The sequence below is a fragment of the Mesorhizobium carmichaelinearum genome (assembly GCF_900199455.1).
GTDB classification, from domain to species: Bacteria; Pseudomonadota; Alphaproteobacteria; order Rhizobiales; family Rhizobiaceae; genus Mesorhizobium; species Mesorhizobium carmichaelinearum.
Genome location: NZ_FZQR01000014.1, coordinates 104,188 through 117,389, shown reverse-complemented (window position 1 = coordinate 117,389; position 13,202 = coordinate 104,188). Strand labels below are relative to the sequence as shown.

Here is a 13,202-nt window from a genome sequence, read left to right as displayed (position 1 = left end):
ATACCTGCCCTCCCTCGCGGTCAGCCCTTGGGCCGTGACGCCTTCTCGGCGATGCCCGAACGCCCGGTGCGGCCTTCGAGCTCCTTGAGCACGTCGCTCAACGGAACACCCGAGAGGCCGAGAACGACAAGCCAATGATATATAAGATCGGCACTTTCGGAAACGAGGCCCTGTCTGTCGCCCTTGACGGCCGCAATCACGGTTTCGACTGCCTCCTCGCCAAGCTTCTGGGCCGCCTTGTCGATGCCGCGCGCGAACAGTTTCGCTGTCCAAGAGTCCGGATCGCCGGAATGAGCGCGCTCATGGACGATTTTTTCCAGATCGGACAGCGAAAATTCAGCCATGGCGCCTGAGAGCCTTTTTCTTAGCCGGAAAGCCTCTAGGGCCGATCGACAGACGAGTCCAGCCGCATCGGCAGGCCAGCCTCAGCCATATGCGCCTTGGCCTGCGCTATGGTGTAGGTGCCGAAATGGAAGATCGAGGCCGCCAGCACGGCGCCGGCATGGCCATCGCGAATGCCTTCGACCAGGTGATCCAGCGTGCCGACGCCGCCCGACGCGATGACCGGGGCGCGTACCGCATCGGCGATCGCGCGCGTCAGCGCGATGTCGTAGCCGGCCTTGGTGCCGTCGCGGTCCATCGAGGTCAGCAGGATCTCGCCCGCGCCGCGATCGACCATTTTGCGGGCGAATTCGACCGCGTCGATGCCGGTCTTCTCGCGCCCGCCATGGGTGAATATCTCCCAGCGGTCGGCCTCGCCGGCGCCGGAGACCTTCTTGGCGTCGATGGCGACGACGATGCATTGATTGCCGAACTTGTCGGCCGCCTCGGCGACGAAATCCGGGTTCTTCACCGCCGCCGTGTTGATCGACACCTTGTCGGCGCCGGCCAGAAGCAGCTTCCTGATGTCGGCGACCTGGCGCACGCCGCCACCGACGGTCAGCGGCATGAAGCATTGTTCGGCCGTGCGGGCGATGACATCGAAGATGGTTTCACGGTTGTCGGACGATGCGGTGATGTCGAGAAAGCAGAGTTCGTCAGCACCGGCGGCGTCATAGGCCTTGGCCGCTTCGACCGGGTCGCCGGCGTCGATGAGATCGACGAAGTTGACGCCCTTGACGACACGGCCGTCCTTGACGTCGAGACACGGGATGACGCGGGCTTTCAGCATTAGCGGCCCTCTATCGTGGCGATGAGATCGTTGAGCAGCTGGCCGACCATCGGCGGCACATCGGCCTGGGCGTCGAAAGCCGGATCGTAGGCGGAAACGGTGATGCCGACGACCGGCACCGCCAGCGCCATGGCGCAGGCCGCGGCGCGCAACTGTTCCGGGTTCGGCCCGCCTGATGTGATGTAGCGGTTGGCCTGCAGCTCTTTGGGGTCGTGCACGTCGAGATCGAGGTGCATGTGCACGCTTTCGGCGCCTGCGGCCTGCAGCTGTTGCGTCGCTTGCGCCACGCCAGCACATTCGGTGCGGATCACCGGCAATGTCTGGAGAAGCTGTTCCTCAGCCGGATCGAGATCACGGGCGTTGACGAGCACGCAGCGTGACGGATCGATCGGCTTGAAGCCGGGAATGGTTGACGCCATCGGGCGCCAACACAGGCCAAGCACGGTCGCCAGCGCCATGCCGTCGAGAAAACCGTATACGGAGGTCTCGGGCGTGTTGAGGTCGCCGTGCTGATCGGCCCAGATGATCGCATCGGCGCCCTCGCCGGCGACCGCGCCGGCTGATGTCAGGCAGTTTCCGGCCAGCACGATGGGGAACCGTCCCCGGTCGATGGCAATGCGGACCTCGCCGGAGACCGCGTTGCAGACGGCAAAACCGGTGGCGATCTCGCGCTCCTGCTCGGCACCGACCCTGCCGATATCCTCGACCGCGACGTCGTGGCCGGCCATGGTCAGGGCATCGACGAGACCGCCTGATATCAGCGCATCCGGGCCCTGGCCCATGCCGCCGTGGTAGTGGCCGCTGTCATAGGAGGCGAGGATAAGGGTGATTTTCACGATTTCGCCTCCGCCGCCGGCCGGCCCCGCAGGATCGCCAGCGCCTCGGCCGGATCGATGCGGCCGTCATAGAGCGCGCGGCCCGAGATGGCGCCTTCGAGTTTTTTTGCGTCGGGCATGGTCATGCGCACGATGTCGGCGATCGAGGCAAGGCCGCCCGAAGCGATGACGGGGATCGACACGGCCTCGGCGAGATCGATGGTTGAGTCCCAGTTGATGCCGGTCAGCACGCCGTCGCGATCGATGTCGGTGTAGATGATGGCGGCGACGCCCGCGCCCTCGAATTTCCTGGCCAGTTCGATGACGCCGAGGCTCGATGCCTCGGCCCAGCCCTCGACCGCGACCTTGCCGCCCTTGGCGTCGATGCCGACGGCCACCTTGCCCGGAAAAGCCTTGCAGGCCTGCCTGACCAGGTCGGGATCGCGCACCGCCACCGTGCCGAGGATGACGCGGGCCAGCCCTCGGTCGAGCCAGTCCTCGATCTGCGCCAGCGTGCGGATGCCGCCGCCGAGCTGCACCGGGTTCTTGGTCGCCTTGAGGATGGCACCGACCGCCGCGCTGTTGACGCTCTGGCCCTTGAAGGCGCCGTTGAGGTCGACGACATGCAGCCATTCGAAGCCCTGGTCCTCGAAGGCTTTTGCCTGCGCGGCAGGATCATCGTTGTAGATGGTCGCGGTCGCCATGTCGCCGTGCTTCAAGCGCACGCATTGGCCGTCCTTGAGGTCGATGGCGGGAAACAGGATCATCTAGGCACCCTCGACGATCGCGAAATGACCGATTGAAGCCGTCACTCGATGCTGCAACGCCGTCTGGTAGGCCTGCGAGCGATAGCAGTTCAGGGCCGTTTCATAGGAGTCGAACTCGACCACCACATGCCTGCCAAAATCGGATCCTTCGGGATTTGTGACCTGTCCGCCGCGCACCAGGTAGCGGCCGCCGAAGTGCGAAATGGCATCGCCAATGGCGTCACGATAGCGCTGGTAGCCCTCCGCACCGGTCACCGTGAGCATAACCATCCAGTAGCCCTTTTTTCTCATGCTCTAGGGCCTCCAGCGCAGGAAGTTGGTGATCAGCGCCAAGCCCAGCGCCTGGCTTTTCTCCGGATGGAACTGCGTGCCGACGAGATTGTCGCGGGCGACTGTCGCCGTCACCGGGCCGCCATAGTCGGCCTCGGCCAGAACCTCGTCCGGCTTCCTTGCATCGAGATGGTAGGAATGGACGAAATAGGCGTGCAGCCCCGCCGCACCGGTCGGAATGCCGGCAAACAGCGGGTGTTCGCGCCTGAGTTCGATCGTGTTCCAGCCGATCTGCGGGATCTTCAGCGCCGGATCGGTGGGCGTGATCTCCTTGACGTCGCCTGATATCCAGCCAAAGCCGTTGGTGATGGTCTTTTCCAGGCCGCGCTCGGACATCAGCTGCATGCCGACGCAGATGCCGAGGAAAGGCCGGCCCTTGGCTATGGCGACATCCTCGACCGCCTCCCACATGCCGTCGACGGCACGCAAGCCGGCCGCGCAGTCGGCATAGGCGCCGACGCCGGGCAGGACGATGCGGTCGGCGCTGCGCACCCGGTCGGCATCGGCCGTCAGGTCGATCTCAGCCGCAATCCCCGCTTCGCGCGCGGCGCGCTCGAAGGCCTTGGTGGCCGAGCGCAGATTGCCCGAGCCGTAGTCAATGATTGCTACCCGCATGTCAGGGCCGTCCAGGGATGTGGGTCAGGCCCAGCGCGATGCCGGGCTGCGTCGGGCGGGCCAGGGCTGCATCGGGGACGATGCGCGGTGCCGGCGTGGCTTCCTCCATATGCGCCTCGACCTCGTGGGCATAGCGTATGTCGGCGTCGTCGAGCCGGCCGGCCTGAACCACGCCCCATTCATGCCAGCCGCGCCGGCGAAGCGCCGCGATGCGCAACCCCTGCCCTTCCAGGCCGACATAGAGCGAGACGAGCAGCGACAGCAATGAACTGGCCAAGCCGAGGCCGAGCGTTTCGCCAAGCGTCGAAAGCAGGGCCATGACGACGAAGGCAAGTCCTGCTTCGATCCACAGCCGGTGCCAGGCGAGCCATAGCGGCGGCACCAGCAGACCGATCCAGGTGAAGCCGTCGCGGATAAAGGTCGTTGTGTCGACCTTTTCGCTGCGGCCGGGCGGTTCCATCACAACATAGGCGGCCATGGCGCTATCCCTTCAACGATCCCTTGGTGGAAGGAACCGCGTCCGGCTGGCGCGGGTCGTGCTCGAGTGCGGCGCGCAGCGCCCGCGCCACCGCCTTGAAGCAGGTTTCGGCGATGTGGTGGTTGTTGGCGCCATAATGGTTGGTGACATGCAGCGTGATGCCGGCATTCTGCGCCAGCGCCTGGAAGAATTCCCGCACCAGTTCGGTGTCGAAAGTGCCGATCTTGGGCGACGAGAAGGTCACGTTCCAGACCAGGAACGGCCGGCCGGACACGTCGATCGCCGCGCGCGTCAGCGTCTCGTCCATGGCAAGGTCGATCGAGGCATAGCGCATGATGCCGCGCCGTTCGCCCAGCGCCTTGGTCAGCGCCTGGCCAAGCGCAATGCCGGTGTCCTCGACCGTGTGGTGATCGTCTATGTGCAGGTCGCCCTTGGCCCTGACCGTCATGTCGATCAGCGAATGGCGGGAAAGCTGGTCCAGCATATGGTCCAAGAAGCCGACGCCCGTGGCGATATCGGATTTGCCCGAGCCGTCGACATGAACCGACACCGAGATGTCGGTTTCCTTGGTCTTGCGGCTGGCTTCGGCGGAACGGGGCGCCATCACTCTATCCTTGTCCCAGCGGTTCACATGGTGACCGGTTCACAGGCTTCAAGCGCTCGCGGGCTTGAAAACGAATGCCTTCTATCAGCATGATCCGGCGATTGCCAGTTGCCTCGCACAGAGGTATCGGCCTTGCCGGAGAGGCGGTTTGCAATCATGGGTCCCGTGCATACATATGGCCGATAAAATCACTCGTACCGCGCCAATCGCCTTTTGGGATCGCGCGAATCGGAGCTAGGAATGTCTGATAATCTGACCATGCACGCCACGACCATCGTGACGGTGCGCAAGGGCAACAAGGTGGTGATCGCCGGCGACGGCCAGGTCAGCCTTGGCCAGACCATCATGAAGGGCAATGCCCGCAAAGTCCGCCGCATCGGCAAGGGCGGCAATGTGATCGCCGGTTTCGCCGGCGCCACCGCGGATGCCTTCACGCTGCTGGAACGGCTGGAAGCCAAGCTTGAACAATATCCCGACCAGCTGACGCGTGCCTGCGTCGAGCTCGCCAAGGACTGGCGCACCGACCGCTATCTGCGCCGGCTGGAGGCGATGATGCTGGTGGCCGACAAATCGGTCTCGCTGGCGCTGACAGGCACCGGCGACGTGCTCGAACCCGAACATGGCGTCATGGCCATTGGTTCGGGCGGCAATTTCGCGCTGGCCGCGGCGCGGGCGCTGATGGACACCGACAAGGACGCCGAGGAGATCGCCCGCAAGGCGATGCAGATCGCCTCCGACATCTGCGTCTACACCAACAACAATTTTATTGTCGAAACGCTCGATGCCGCCTGAGAAGGTGGCGCTCTATGATTTTCGGCCGGTCACAGAAAAAGACCTGCCGATGATCGCCGGCTGGCTCGCCGAGCCGCATGTCGCCGAGTGGTGGAACGATCCGGAGACGGAAATCGCCGAGATTCGCGATCATATCGACTCGATTTCGGTCGAGCCGCTGATCGTCGAACTCGACGGCAAGCCGATTGCCTATCTGCAGAGCTACGACCCGCATCTGGAAGACGACCATCCCTATGCCGACCAGCCGTTCGGCACACTCGGCATCGATCTCACGATCGGCCGGCCGGAGCTGGTCGGCATCGGCCATGGCTCGGCGATTGTGCGCCAGTTCGTCGAGGATCTGTTGGAGGAAGGTGTGCCCCGCGTCATCATCGACCCCGATCCGGCCAATCTCAGGGCCATCCGCGCCTACGAAAAAGCCGGATTCCAGGCCATAGACCGCAGGCAATCGGTCTATGGCGACGTCGTGCTGATGGCGATCGATGCCGATCATGATGACGAGGGGGAATAACCAGATGAGCAAACCAGGGGCGGACGATGGCTATTCGGCCTATGAAGACAGCTGGCGCATGGGTCTTCTGCTCGTCCTTGGCCTGCTCATCTTCCAGGCCGGGGCGCTCTATGGCATGGGCCGGACGCCGATCTGCACCTGTGGCTATGTGAAACTCTGGCATGGCGTGGTGAACAGTTCGGAGAATTCCCAGCATATTGCCGACTGGTACACCTTCTCGCACATCATCCATGGCTTCCTGTTCTATGCCTTGGCACGGTTCCTGTTCCCGCGTTCGCCGATCGGCTTGCGGCTGGCATTCGCGGTCCTCATCGAGGGCGGCTGGGAGCTGCTGGAGAACAGCCCGTTCATCATCGAGCGTTACCGCGCCGGCACCATTTCGCTCGACTATTACGGCGACAGCATCATCAATTCGGTGTCCGACACACTGGCCATGGTGCTGGGATTTGTGATGGCGCGAAGGCTACCTATATGGGTGATCGTTAGCCTCGCCATCCTTTTCGAACTGGGTACCGGCTATCTCATCCGGGACAATCTGACACTCAACGTGATCATGCTGCTGCATCCGTTCGAGGCCATCAAGCAGTGGCAAAGTGGAATTTAGCTATGACGACTTTTTCTCCCCGCGAAATCGTTTCGGAACTCGACCGCTTCATCATCGGCCAGAAGGACGCCAAGCGCGCCGTGGCCATCGCCTTGCGCAACCGCTGGCGCCGCCAGCAGCTGGTAGGCCAGATGCGCGAAGAGGTGATGCCGAAGAACATCCTGATGATCGGCCCGACCGGCGTCGGCAAGACCGAGATCTCGCGCCGCCTGGCGCGGCTCGCCGGTGCGCCTTTCGTCAAGGTCGAGGCAACCAAGTTCACCGAGGTCGGCTATGTCGGCCGCGATGTCGAGCAGATCATCCGCGACCTCGTCGAGATCGCCATCGGCCTGGTGCGCGAGAAGATGCGCGAGGACGTCAAGGCGCGCGCCCACATCAACGCCGAGGAACGCGTGCTGGAAGCGCTGGTCGGCAAGACCGCCAGCCCGGCCACCCGCGACAGCTTCCGCAAGAAGCTGCGCGACGGCGAGCTCGACGACAAGGAGATCGAGATCGAAGTGGCCGACACCGGCAATGGCGGCATGCCCGGTTTCGAGATTCCCGGCATGCCGGGCGCCAATATCGGCGTGCTCAACATCAACGACATGCTGTCGAAGGCGATGGGCGGCAAGAAAACCAAGTCGCGCAAGACGACCGTGAAAGAGTCCTACGATCTGCTGGTCAGCGACGAGTCCGACAAGCTGCTCGACCAGGACGAGGTGGTGCGCCGGGCGCTCGACGCGACGGAAAATGACGGCATCGTCTTCCTCGACGAGATCGACAAGATCGCCGCCAGATCGGACATTTCCGGCGGGCCTTCGCGCGAAGGCGTGCAGCGCGACCTGCTGCCGCTGGTCGAAGGCACGACGGTGGCGACCAAATACGGGCCGCTGAAAACGGACCACATCCTGTTCATCGCGTCGGGCGCGTTCCACGTGTCGAAGCCGTCCGACCTTTTGCCCGAATTGCAGGGCCGCCTGCCGATCCGGGTGGAGCTGCGCGCGCTGGAAAAGGACGATTTCGTCCGCATCCTGACCGAGACGGAAGCCAGCCTCATCAAGCAGTACATCGCGCTGATGAAGACCGAAGGCGTCGAGCTGACCTTCACCGACGACGCGATCGATTCGCTGGCCGGCATTGCCGTCGACCTCAATGACAGCGTCGAGAATATCGGCGCCAGGCGGCTGCAGACGGTGATGGAGCGGGTGCTGGACGAGATTTCCTATGACGCGCCTGACCGCAATGGAACGAGCGTCACCATCGACGCCGCCTATGTGGAAAAGCATGTCGGCGACCTCTCGCGAAACACAGATTTGTCGCGATTTATCCTTTAGAAGGCGGCACCGGAGCAGTCCGGCGCCGGCTCAGGCAATATTCCGGCGAACAGAACCATGTGTGGCCAGATGGTACCATCTGGCCACCTTTCGTCTTGCCGGGTGAAGGGGCGCTCTCGACTCGACCCAGAGCACTACCCTAGTTTGCCCGCAAGATTTGCAGGCGGCGGCGCATGAAAAAACTTATCCTGGTCTTTCTCGGCTTGACGCTGGCGGCGACGCTGTTTGCGGCTGAGGCGGCGACACTCGTGCCGCCGGGAAACCGCAATGCCGAGCAGCCCGACATCCCCGGCGCCTCGAGCCGGCGCACGCAGGCGACCAACACCACCTTCCAGGCAAAATACCGCAAGGTCTATGCCTTGCTGCAGAGCGACCCTGATCTGCGCGGCAAGATCAAGAAGGCCGCTTCGGCCTATGGCATCGATCCGATGCACATCGTCGGCGCCATTGTCGGCGAGCACACCTACAATGTCGACGCCTATGACCGGTTGCAGACCTATTACGTCAAGGCGATCTCCTATCTCTCCAGCAAGCTCTCCTTCGCCTATGAGGGCGAGGACATCACGGATTTCGTGCAGCGGCCGGAATTCAAGCAATGCGCAGGGATGTCCGACAGCTATGATTTGTGGGAATGCCGCGAGCAGGTGTGGAACCATGCGTTTCGTGGCAAGACCATTGGCGGCGAGGACTTTCCCGACGACCGCTTCGGCGCCACCTTCTTCCAGCCCTATTATGCCGGCCAGACTTTTGGGCTCGGCCAGCTCAACCCTTTGACGGCACTGCAGATGAGCGATCTCGTGCACAAGGTGTCGGGCCTGCCTAAGCTCGACGTCGGCGACCCCAATTCGGTCTACAAGACCATCATGGATCCGGATCTGACCTTGCCTTATGTCGCGGCGACGATCAGGAAATCGATCGATGCCTATAAGAGCATCGCCGGCTTCGACATTTCCGGCAATCCGGGACTGACCGCCACGCTCTACAATGTCGGCAATCCGGAGCAGCGCGCCTATGCGCTGAAGGCGGAGAACGACAAGCGCCGCGCCGCCGGCGAGCCGGAAAAACTGCCGGAGGAGAATTACTACGGCTGGCTGGTCAACGACAAATTGTCAGAGCTGAAGGCGCTGTTTTAGGGCGCTTCAAGCCGCCAGCAACGACTTCAGCTTGACGGCCTGCGATCCCAGCGCTTCCGGCGCCGGCCTGGCATGCTTGCCGATCAGCATTTCGGCCAGCCTGATGTCGCGGGCGACCGCATTGCCGGGACCGATGCCGCTGGCGGCGACCAGCCTGCCATCCCCAGCCAGATGGAAGAGGATGAAGGCGCCGTCGCCGAGGTCGCGGCGCACGGTGCTTTTGCCTTCATCCGAAAGGCCTGCGATCTGCAGCGACAGGCCATACTGATCCGACCAGAACCAGGGCACCGCCGCATGCGCCTCGCCGGCACCGAGCATGTTTTTCGCGGCCAGAGCGCCCTGTTCCTGTGCGTTGCGCCAGGCCTCGAGCCGCACGCGGCGGCCGCCATAGACAGCAAGCGGGAACGAACAGCAGTCGCCAGCGGCAAAGATGTCGGGATCGCTGCTGCGCAGCTCGGCATCAACCGCAATGCCGTTGTCGATCATCAGGCCGGCTTCCGCCGCGAGCCCGGTCACCGGCACGGCGCCGATGCCGATGATGGCGAGGTCGGCTGATATTTCCCGCCCGCCGGCAAGCTTTACGCGCACCTCGTTGCCGTCGTCGGCGACGGACGCAATCCCGTCGCCGCACAGTATGTCGACGCCTTCGGCGACATGCGCCTGATGGATGATTTCGGCGATCTCGGCCGGCACGCCGCGCATCAGGATGCGCGGCTGTGCCTCGATGACGGTGACCGAAGCGCCGAGCTTGCGGGAAGTGGCAGCGAGTTCGAGGCCGATGAAGCCGCCGCCGATGATGGCAATGCGGCTGCCGGCGCTGAGATGGCCGCGAATGGCCAGCGCATCGGCAAAGGTCCTGAGATAGACACAGCGCGCGCCGAGGCCAGGCATCGGCAGCTTGCGCGGGGTCGAGCCGGTGGCCAGCAGGAGCTTGTCGTAAGACAGGACCGAACCGTCCGACAGGCGCACCGTATGCGCCGCCCGATCGATCGCCACGGCCTGGACGGAATGGATATGCCGGATCGATTTCTCGGCCAGGAGCGCATCGCTGGCGATCGCCTTGATTTCCGGCGCGTCGCTGGCCATCGCCTCCTTGGACAGAGGCGGCCGTTCGTAGGGCAGATGCGGCTCGTCGCCGACCAGCGTCACCGGGCTGTCGTAGCCGAGATCGCGTAGCGCAAGTGCTGCCCGCCCGCCGCATTCGCCGGCACCGATGATGACCATTCCGCGCGCCATATCCATCACCTGATCTGAACGAGGACTTTGCCGGCGTCGACCTTGACCGGATAGGTTTTCAGGTTGACGCAGACCGGCGCGCCCCGGGCCGCACCCGTCTTGTAGTTGAAACGGCCGTTGTGCTTGGGGCATTCGATGATGTCGTCCATCACCAACCCGTCGGCGAGATGCACCTTCTCATGCGAGCAAAGCCCATCGGTGGCGAAATATTCGTCGTCGGGGCTGCGATAGATGGCGAAGGTGCGCCCGCCATGATCGAAGCGCATCACATCCTCTTCATCGATGTCATCGGCAGCACAGGCCTCGACCCAGTCGCTCATTCGGTCCTCCCAAAAGCAATTTCAGGAAAAGTGCGCAGCGGTTTTCCGTCCGGAATTGCGTTAAAATTAAAATAAAGAGCCTAAAATGGATTCGCCGCGATCATTCCGCTGCGGCGGCGACGGCATCGCTGTGGAATTCCTCGCGGTACGGCCTGGCGGTTGGCGGCAGTTCGCGCTTGAGGAAATAGTCCTCGTTGCGCAGCTGACGCAGGAAAACCGGGATCATCTCGCGGTAGCCGGCCAGGATCGACGGCGTCGGCGCCGGCAAATCGTGCTTGATCAGCGCATGCAGTTTCGGCAGCGCATGGTAGGGCACCATCGGGAACATGTGATGCTCGACATGATAGTTCATGTTCCAGTAGATGAAGCGGCTGATCGGGTTCATGTAGACGGTGCGGCTGTTCAGCCGATGGTCGATGACATTGTCGGCCAGACCGCCATGCTGCAGCAAGCCGACCATGACGTGATGCCAGGCGCCATAGAGCCTGGGCAGACCGACCAGCATCAAGGGCAGGAACGAGCCGGTGTAGAGCGCCAGCGCGATGGTGGCGGCGTAGATCGCGGTCCAGATGCGGGCAATGCGGATCGCCTTGCCCTGTTCCTGCTCGGGAATGAAGGTCTTCTCGGCGGCGCTGATGTTGCCGGCGGCGTTGCGCAACATGTCCGACATCGCATGCCAGGCATCGAGCACGCCAACGAAGCCGAGCAGCGCGCGCGCCAGGTCCGGCGGCCGCATGACCGAGATTTCCGGGTCGCGGCCGACGATGATGGTGTCGGTGTGATGGCGCGTGTGGCTCCAGCGCCAGGTCACCGGATTGCGCATGATCATGAAGCAGGCGATCTGATAGACCACATCATTCATCCACTGCGTCCGGAACGCCGTGCCATGGCCGCATTCGTGCCAGCGTGAGTCGGTGGATGAACCGTAGAGGACGCCATAGGCGAAGAAGAACGGCACGCACCACCAGGTTCCCCAGAACCAGGCGCCACCGGCGCCGCTAGCGATCAGGGCGGCGAGCCAGATCGCGGTGTCGCGGATCGCCGGGCCGTCGGAGCGCTGCATCAGCTCCTTCATCTGCTTGCGCGGTATGTCGGTGTGATACCACTCAGCCGCCGACAGGCCGTTTTCCACGGCGAGCTTGGCGTCGCGGCCGATCAGGCTGTAGTCACGCCGGGACGGCGCAGCGGTCATGGTTGCCTCCCTCGGTAAGGCATTCGCCCAAGCGAATGCCGGTTACCCAGCCTGAAAGTACTGCTTGCTCATGATAGACTCAACATCATAAAGATAGTTTCTATCATTTCCTATCAGAATGATGTATCCTGTGTTCAGCAATCGAACGAGGGCGATCATGGCGAAACGGCCGACCATATCCGATCTGGCGCGTATCTCCGGCGTCAGCGTTGCGACGGTGGACCGCGTGCTCAACAATCGCCTGCCCGTGCGCGAGGACACCGCGCGGCGCGTCTACGAGACCGCGACCGAGATCGGCTATCACGCGGCCGGCCTGATCAAGCAGCGGATGCGCCATGAACTGCCGGAGTACCGGCTCGGCTTCCTGCTTTTGCGAGGCAACGATGTCTTCTACGGCGATTTCGCAGCGGAGCTCGAACTGGCGGTCTCGCAATCGCAGCGGTTCCGCGGCGCCGCAACCATCGACTTCGCCAGTTCCCTTGTCCCAGACGAGATCGCCGCCCAGATGCGCAGGCTGGCGGCAAAATCGCGTGCCATCGCCGTTGTCGGCCCGGACCATCCGACCCTGACGGCGGCGGTCGAGGCGTTGAAGGCGAAGGGGCAACCGGTCTTCTCGCTGCTGTCCGACTTCGCCGCCGGTATCCGCGAGGGCTATGTCGGCCTCGACAACCGCAAGGTCGGTCGTACCGCGGCCTGGATGATCGCCAGGGCGGCGCGGCGGCCCGGCAAAGTCGCCCTCTTCGTCGGCAGCCATCGCTTCCATGGCCACGAGTTGCGCGAGATCGGCTTCCGCTCCTTTTTTCGCGAGCATGCACCCGACTTCAGCGTGCTGGAAACGCTGGTCAATCTGGAGGCAAACCAGGTAACCCATGATGCGATGATCGATCTTCTGGCGCGCTATCCGGATCTTGCCGGCTGCTACGTCGCGGGCGGCGGCATGGAAGGCGCGGTCTCGGCGCTGCGGGCGGCAAAGCCCGTGAATATGCCGGTGGTCGTCTGCAACGAGATCAACGCCGAGTCGCGCGCCGCACTCGCCGACAACATCCTCACCATGGTGATCTCCACGCCGCTGGCCGCGCTCTGCCGCGAACTGGTCGACCGGATGGTGCATGCCATCGAAGCCGGCGCGGCCAACGCGCCTGGCCAGACCTTCCTGCCCTTCGACATCTACCTGCCGGAAAATATCTAGCCTTTCCCGCGCGAGAGCAGCGGCCGGAAATGATAGAATCCATCAGAACGATCCGAAAATCCGGCGGCAGGCTGCGGAATCGCCCTTGACGTTCCGCCGGAATGGAATAAATATTTCACCAACTGTACATTT

The 13,202-nt window shown here is 63.4% G+C and carries 17 protein-coding genes; 6 read left to right on the top strand and 11 right to left on the bottom strand.

Annotated elements, in window-relative coordinates; genetic code table 11:
* Window positions 1–20: 20 nt before the first annotated feature.
* From CKW40_RS28265 to hisB, 8 genes are read right to left on the bottom strand one after another with little or no spacing between them, the layout of a single operon-like run.
* Entirely contained in the window at window positions 21–344 is a 324-nt protein-coding gene (locus CKW40_RS28265) for a phosphoribosyl-ATP diphosphatase (RefSeq protein ID WP_095203115.1), read from the bottom strand.
* 35 nt (window positions 345–379) lie between these two features.
* Window positions 380–1,171 (bottom strand): imidazole glycerol phosphate synthase subunit HisF, encoded by a 792-nt coding sequence (gene hisF / locus CKW40_RS28260; RefSeq protein ID WP_081294954.1) that lies wholly within the window; start codon window positions 1,169–1,171, stop codon window positions 380–382.
* Window positions 1,171–2,007 (bottom strand): arginase family protein, encoded by an 837-nt coding sequence (locus CKW40_RS28255; protein WP_095203114.1) that lies wholly within the window; start codon window positions 2,005–2,007, stop codon window positions 1,171–1,173. Before CKW40_RS28255 ends, hisF begins: the two co-directional genes overlap by 1 nt.
* Entirely contained in the window at window positions 2,004–2,753 is a 750-nt protein-coding gene (gene hisA, locus CKW40_RS28250) for a 1-(5-phosphoribosyl)-5-[(5-phosphoribosylamino)methylideneamino]imidazole-4-carboxamide isomerase (protein ID WP_095203113.1), read from the bottom strand. Before hisA ends, CKW40_RS28255 begins: the two co-directional genes overlap by 4 nt.
* Entirely contained in the window at window positions 2,754–3,044 is a 291-nt protein-coding gene (locus CKW40_RS28245; protein WP_095203112.1) for a DUF1330 domain-containing protein, read from the bottom strand.
* Between the two features lie 3 nt (window positions 3,045–3,047).
* Entirely contained in the window at window positions 3,048–3,698 is a 651-nt protein-coding gene (gene hisH, locus CKW40_RS28240) for an imidazole glycerol phosphate synthase subunit HisH (protein ID WP_095203111.1), read from the bottom strand.
* A gap of 1 nt (window position 3,699) precedes the next feature.
* Window positions 3,700–4,176 (bottom strand): DUF2628 domain-containing protein, encoded by a 477-nt coding sequence (locus CKW40_RS28235; protein WP_095203110.1) that lies wholly within the window; start codon window positions 4,174–4,176, stop codon window positions 3,700–3,702.
* A 4-nt stretch (window positions 4,177–4,180) separates the two neighbouring features.
* Window positions 4,181–4,780 (bottom strand): imidazoleglycerol-phosphate dehydratase HisB, encoded by a 600-nt coding sequence (gene hisB, locus CKW40_RS28230; protein WP_095203109.1) that lies wholly within the window; start codon window positions 4,778–4,780, stop codon window positions 4,181–4,183.
* A 240-nt stretch (window positions 4,781–5,020) separates the two neighbouring features.
* Between hisB and hslV the strand changes: the two genes are divergently transcribed.
* The 5 genes from hslV to CKW40_RS28205 all read left to right on the top strand — a co-directional run bounded on the left by hslV (window position 5,021) and on the right by CKW40_RS28205 (window position 9,133).
* The gene (gene hslV / locus CKW40_RS28225; RefSeq protein ID WP_095203108.1) at window positions 5,021–5,572 is read left to right on the top strand and encodes an ATP-dependent protease subunit HslV; all 552 of its coding nucleotides are present in this window, start codon (window positions 5,021–5,023) and stop codon (window positions 5,570–5,572) included.
* Complete coding sequence (locus CKW40_RS28220; RefSeq protein WP_095203107.1) at window positions 5,562–6,083, top strand: GNAT family N-acetyltransferase; 522 nt, start codon at window positions 5,562–5,564, stop codon at window positions 6,081–6,083. The genes hslV and CKW40_RS28220 overlap by 11 nt, the downstream gene beginning before the upstream one ends.
* A gap of 4 nt (window positions 6,084–6,087) precedes the next feature.
* The gene (locus CKW40_RS28215; protein ID WP_095203106.1) at window positions 6,088–6,687 is read left to right on the top strand and encodes a DUF2585 domain-containing protein; all 600 of its coding nucleotides are present in this window, start codon (window positions 6,088–6,090) and stop codon (window positions 6,685–6,687) included.
* 2 nt (window positions 6,688–6,689) lie between these two features.
* Entirely contained in the window at window positions 6,690–8,000 is a 1,311-nt protein-coding gene (gene hslU / locus CKW40_RS28210; RefSeq protein WP_095203105.1) for an ATP-dependent protease ATPase subunit HslU, read from the top strand.
* A gap of 173 nt (window positions 8,001–8,173) precedes the next feature.
* Complete coding sequence (locus CKW40_RS28205) at window positions 8,174–9,133, top strand: DUF1402 family protein (protein WP_095203104.1); 960 nt, start codon at window positions 8,174–8,176, stop codon at window positions 9,131–9,133.
* A gap of 6 nt (window positions 9,134–9,139) precedes the next feature.
* Here CKW40_RS28205 and CKW40_RS28200 read toward each other — a convergent pair whose 3' ends face one another.
* The 3 genes from CKW40_RS28200 to CKW40_RS28190 form a co-directional block, all read right to left on the bottom strand.
* Window positions 9,140–10,375, bottom strand: coding sequence for an NAD(P)/FAD-dependent oxidoreductase (locus CKW40_RS28200; RefSeq protein WP_179298139.1), 1,236 nt, complete (start codon window positions 10,373–10,375; stop codon window positions 9,140–9,142).
* Window positions 10,375–10,689 (bottom strand): Rieske (2Fe-2S) protein, encoded by a 315-nt coding sequence (locus CKW40_RS28195; RefSeq protein WP_095203103.1) that lies wholly within the window; start codon window positions 10,687–10,689, stop codon window positions 10,375–10,377. Before CKW40_RS28195 ends, CKW40_RS28200 begins: the two co-directional genes overlap by 1 nt.
* Window positions 10,690–10,789: 100 nt before the next feature.
* Window positions 10,790–11,881 (bottom strand): fatty acid desaturase family protein, encoded by a 1,092-nt coding sequence (locus CKW40_RS28190; RefSeq protein WP_095203102.1) that lies wholly within the window; start codon window positions 11,879–11,881, stop codon window positions 10,790–10,792.
* A 157-nt stretch (window positions 11,882–12,038) separates the two neighbouring features.
* Between CKW40_RS28190 and CKW40_RS28185 the strand changes: the two genes are divergently transcribed.
* On the top strand, window positions 12,039–13,070 hold the full coding sequence (locus tag CKW40_RS28185; protein ID WP_095203157.1) for a LacI family DNA-binding transcriptional regulator: 1,032 nt from the start codon (window positions 12,039–12,041) through the stop codon (window positions 13,068–13,070).
* The last annotated feature ends 132 nt before the right edge of the window (window positions 13,071–13,202 follow it).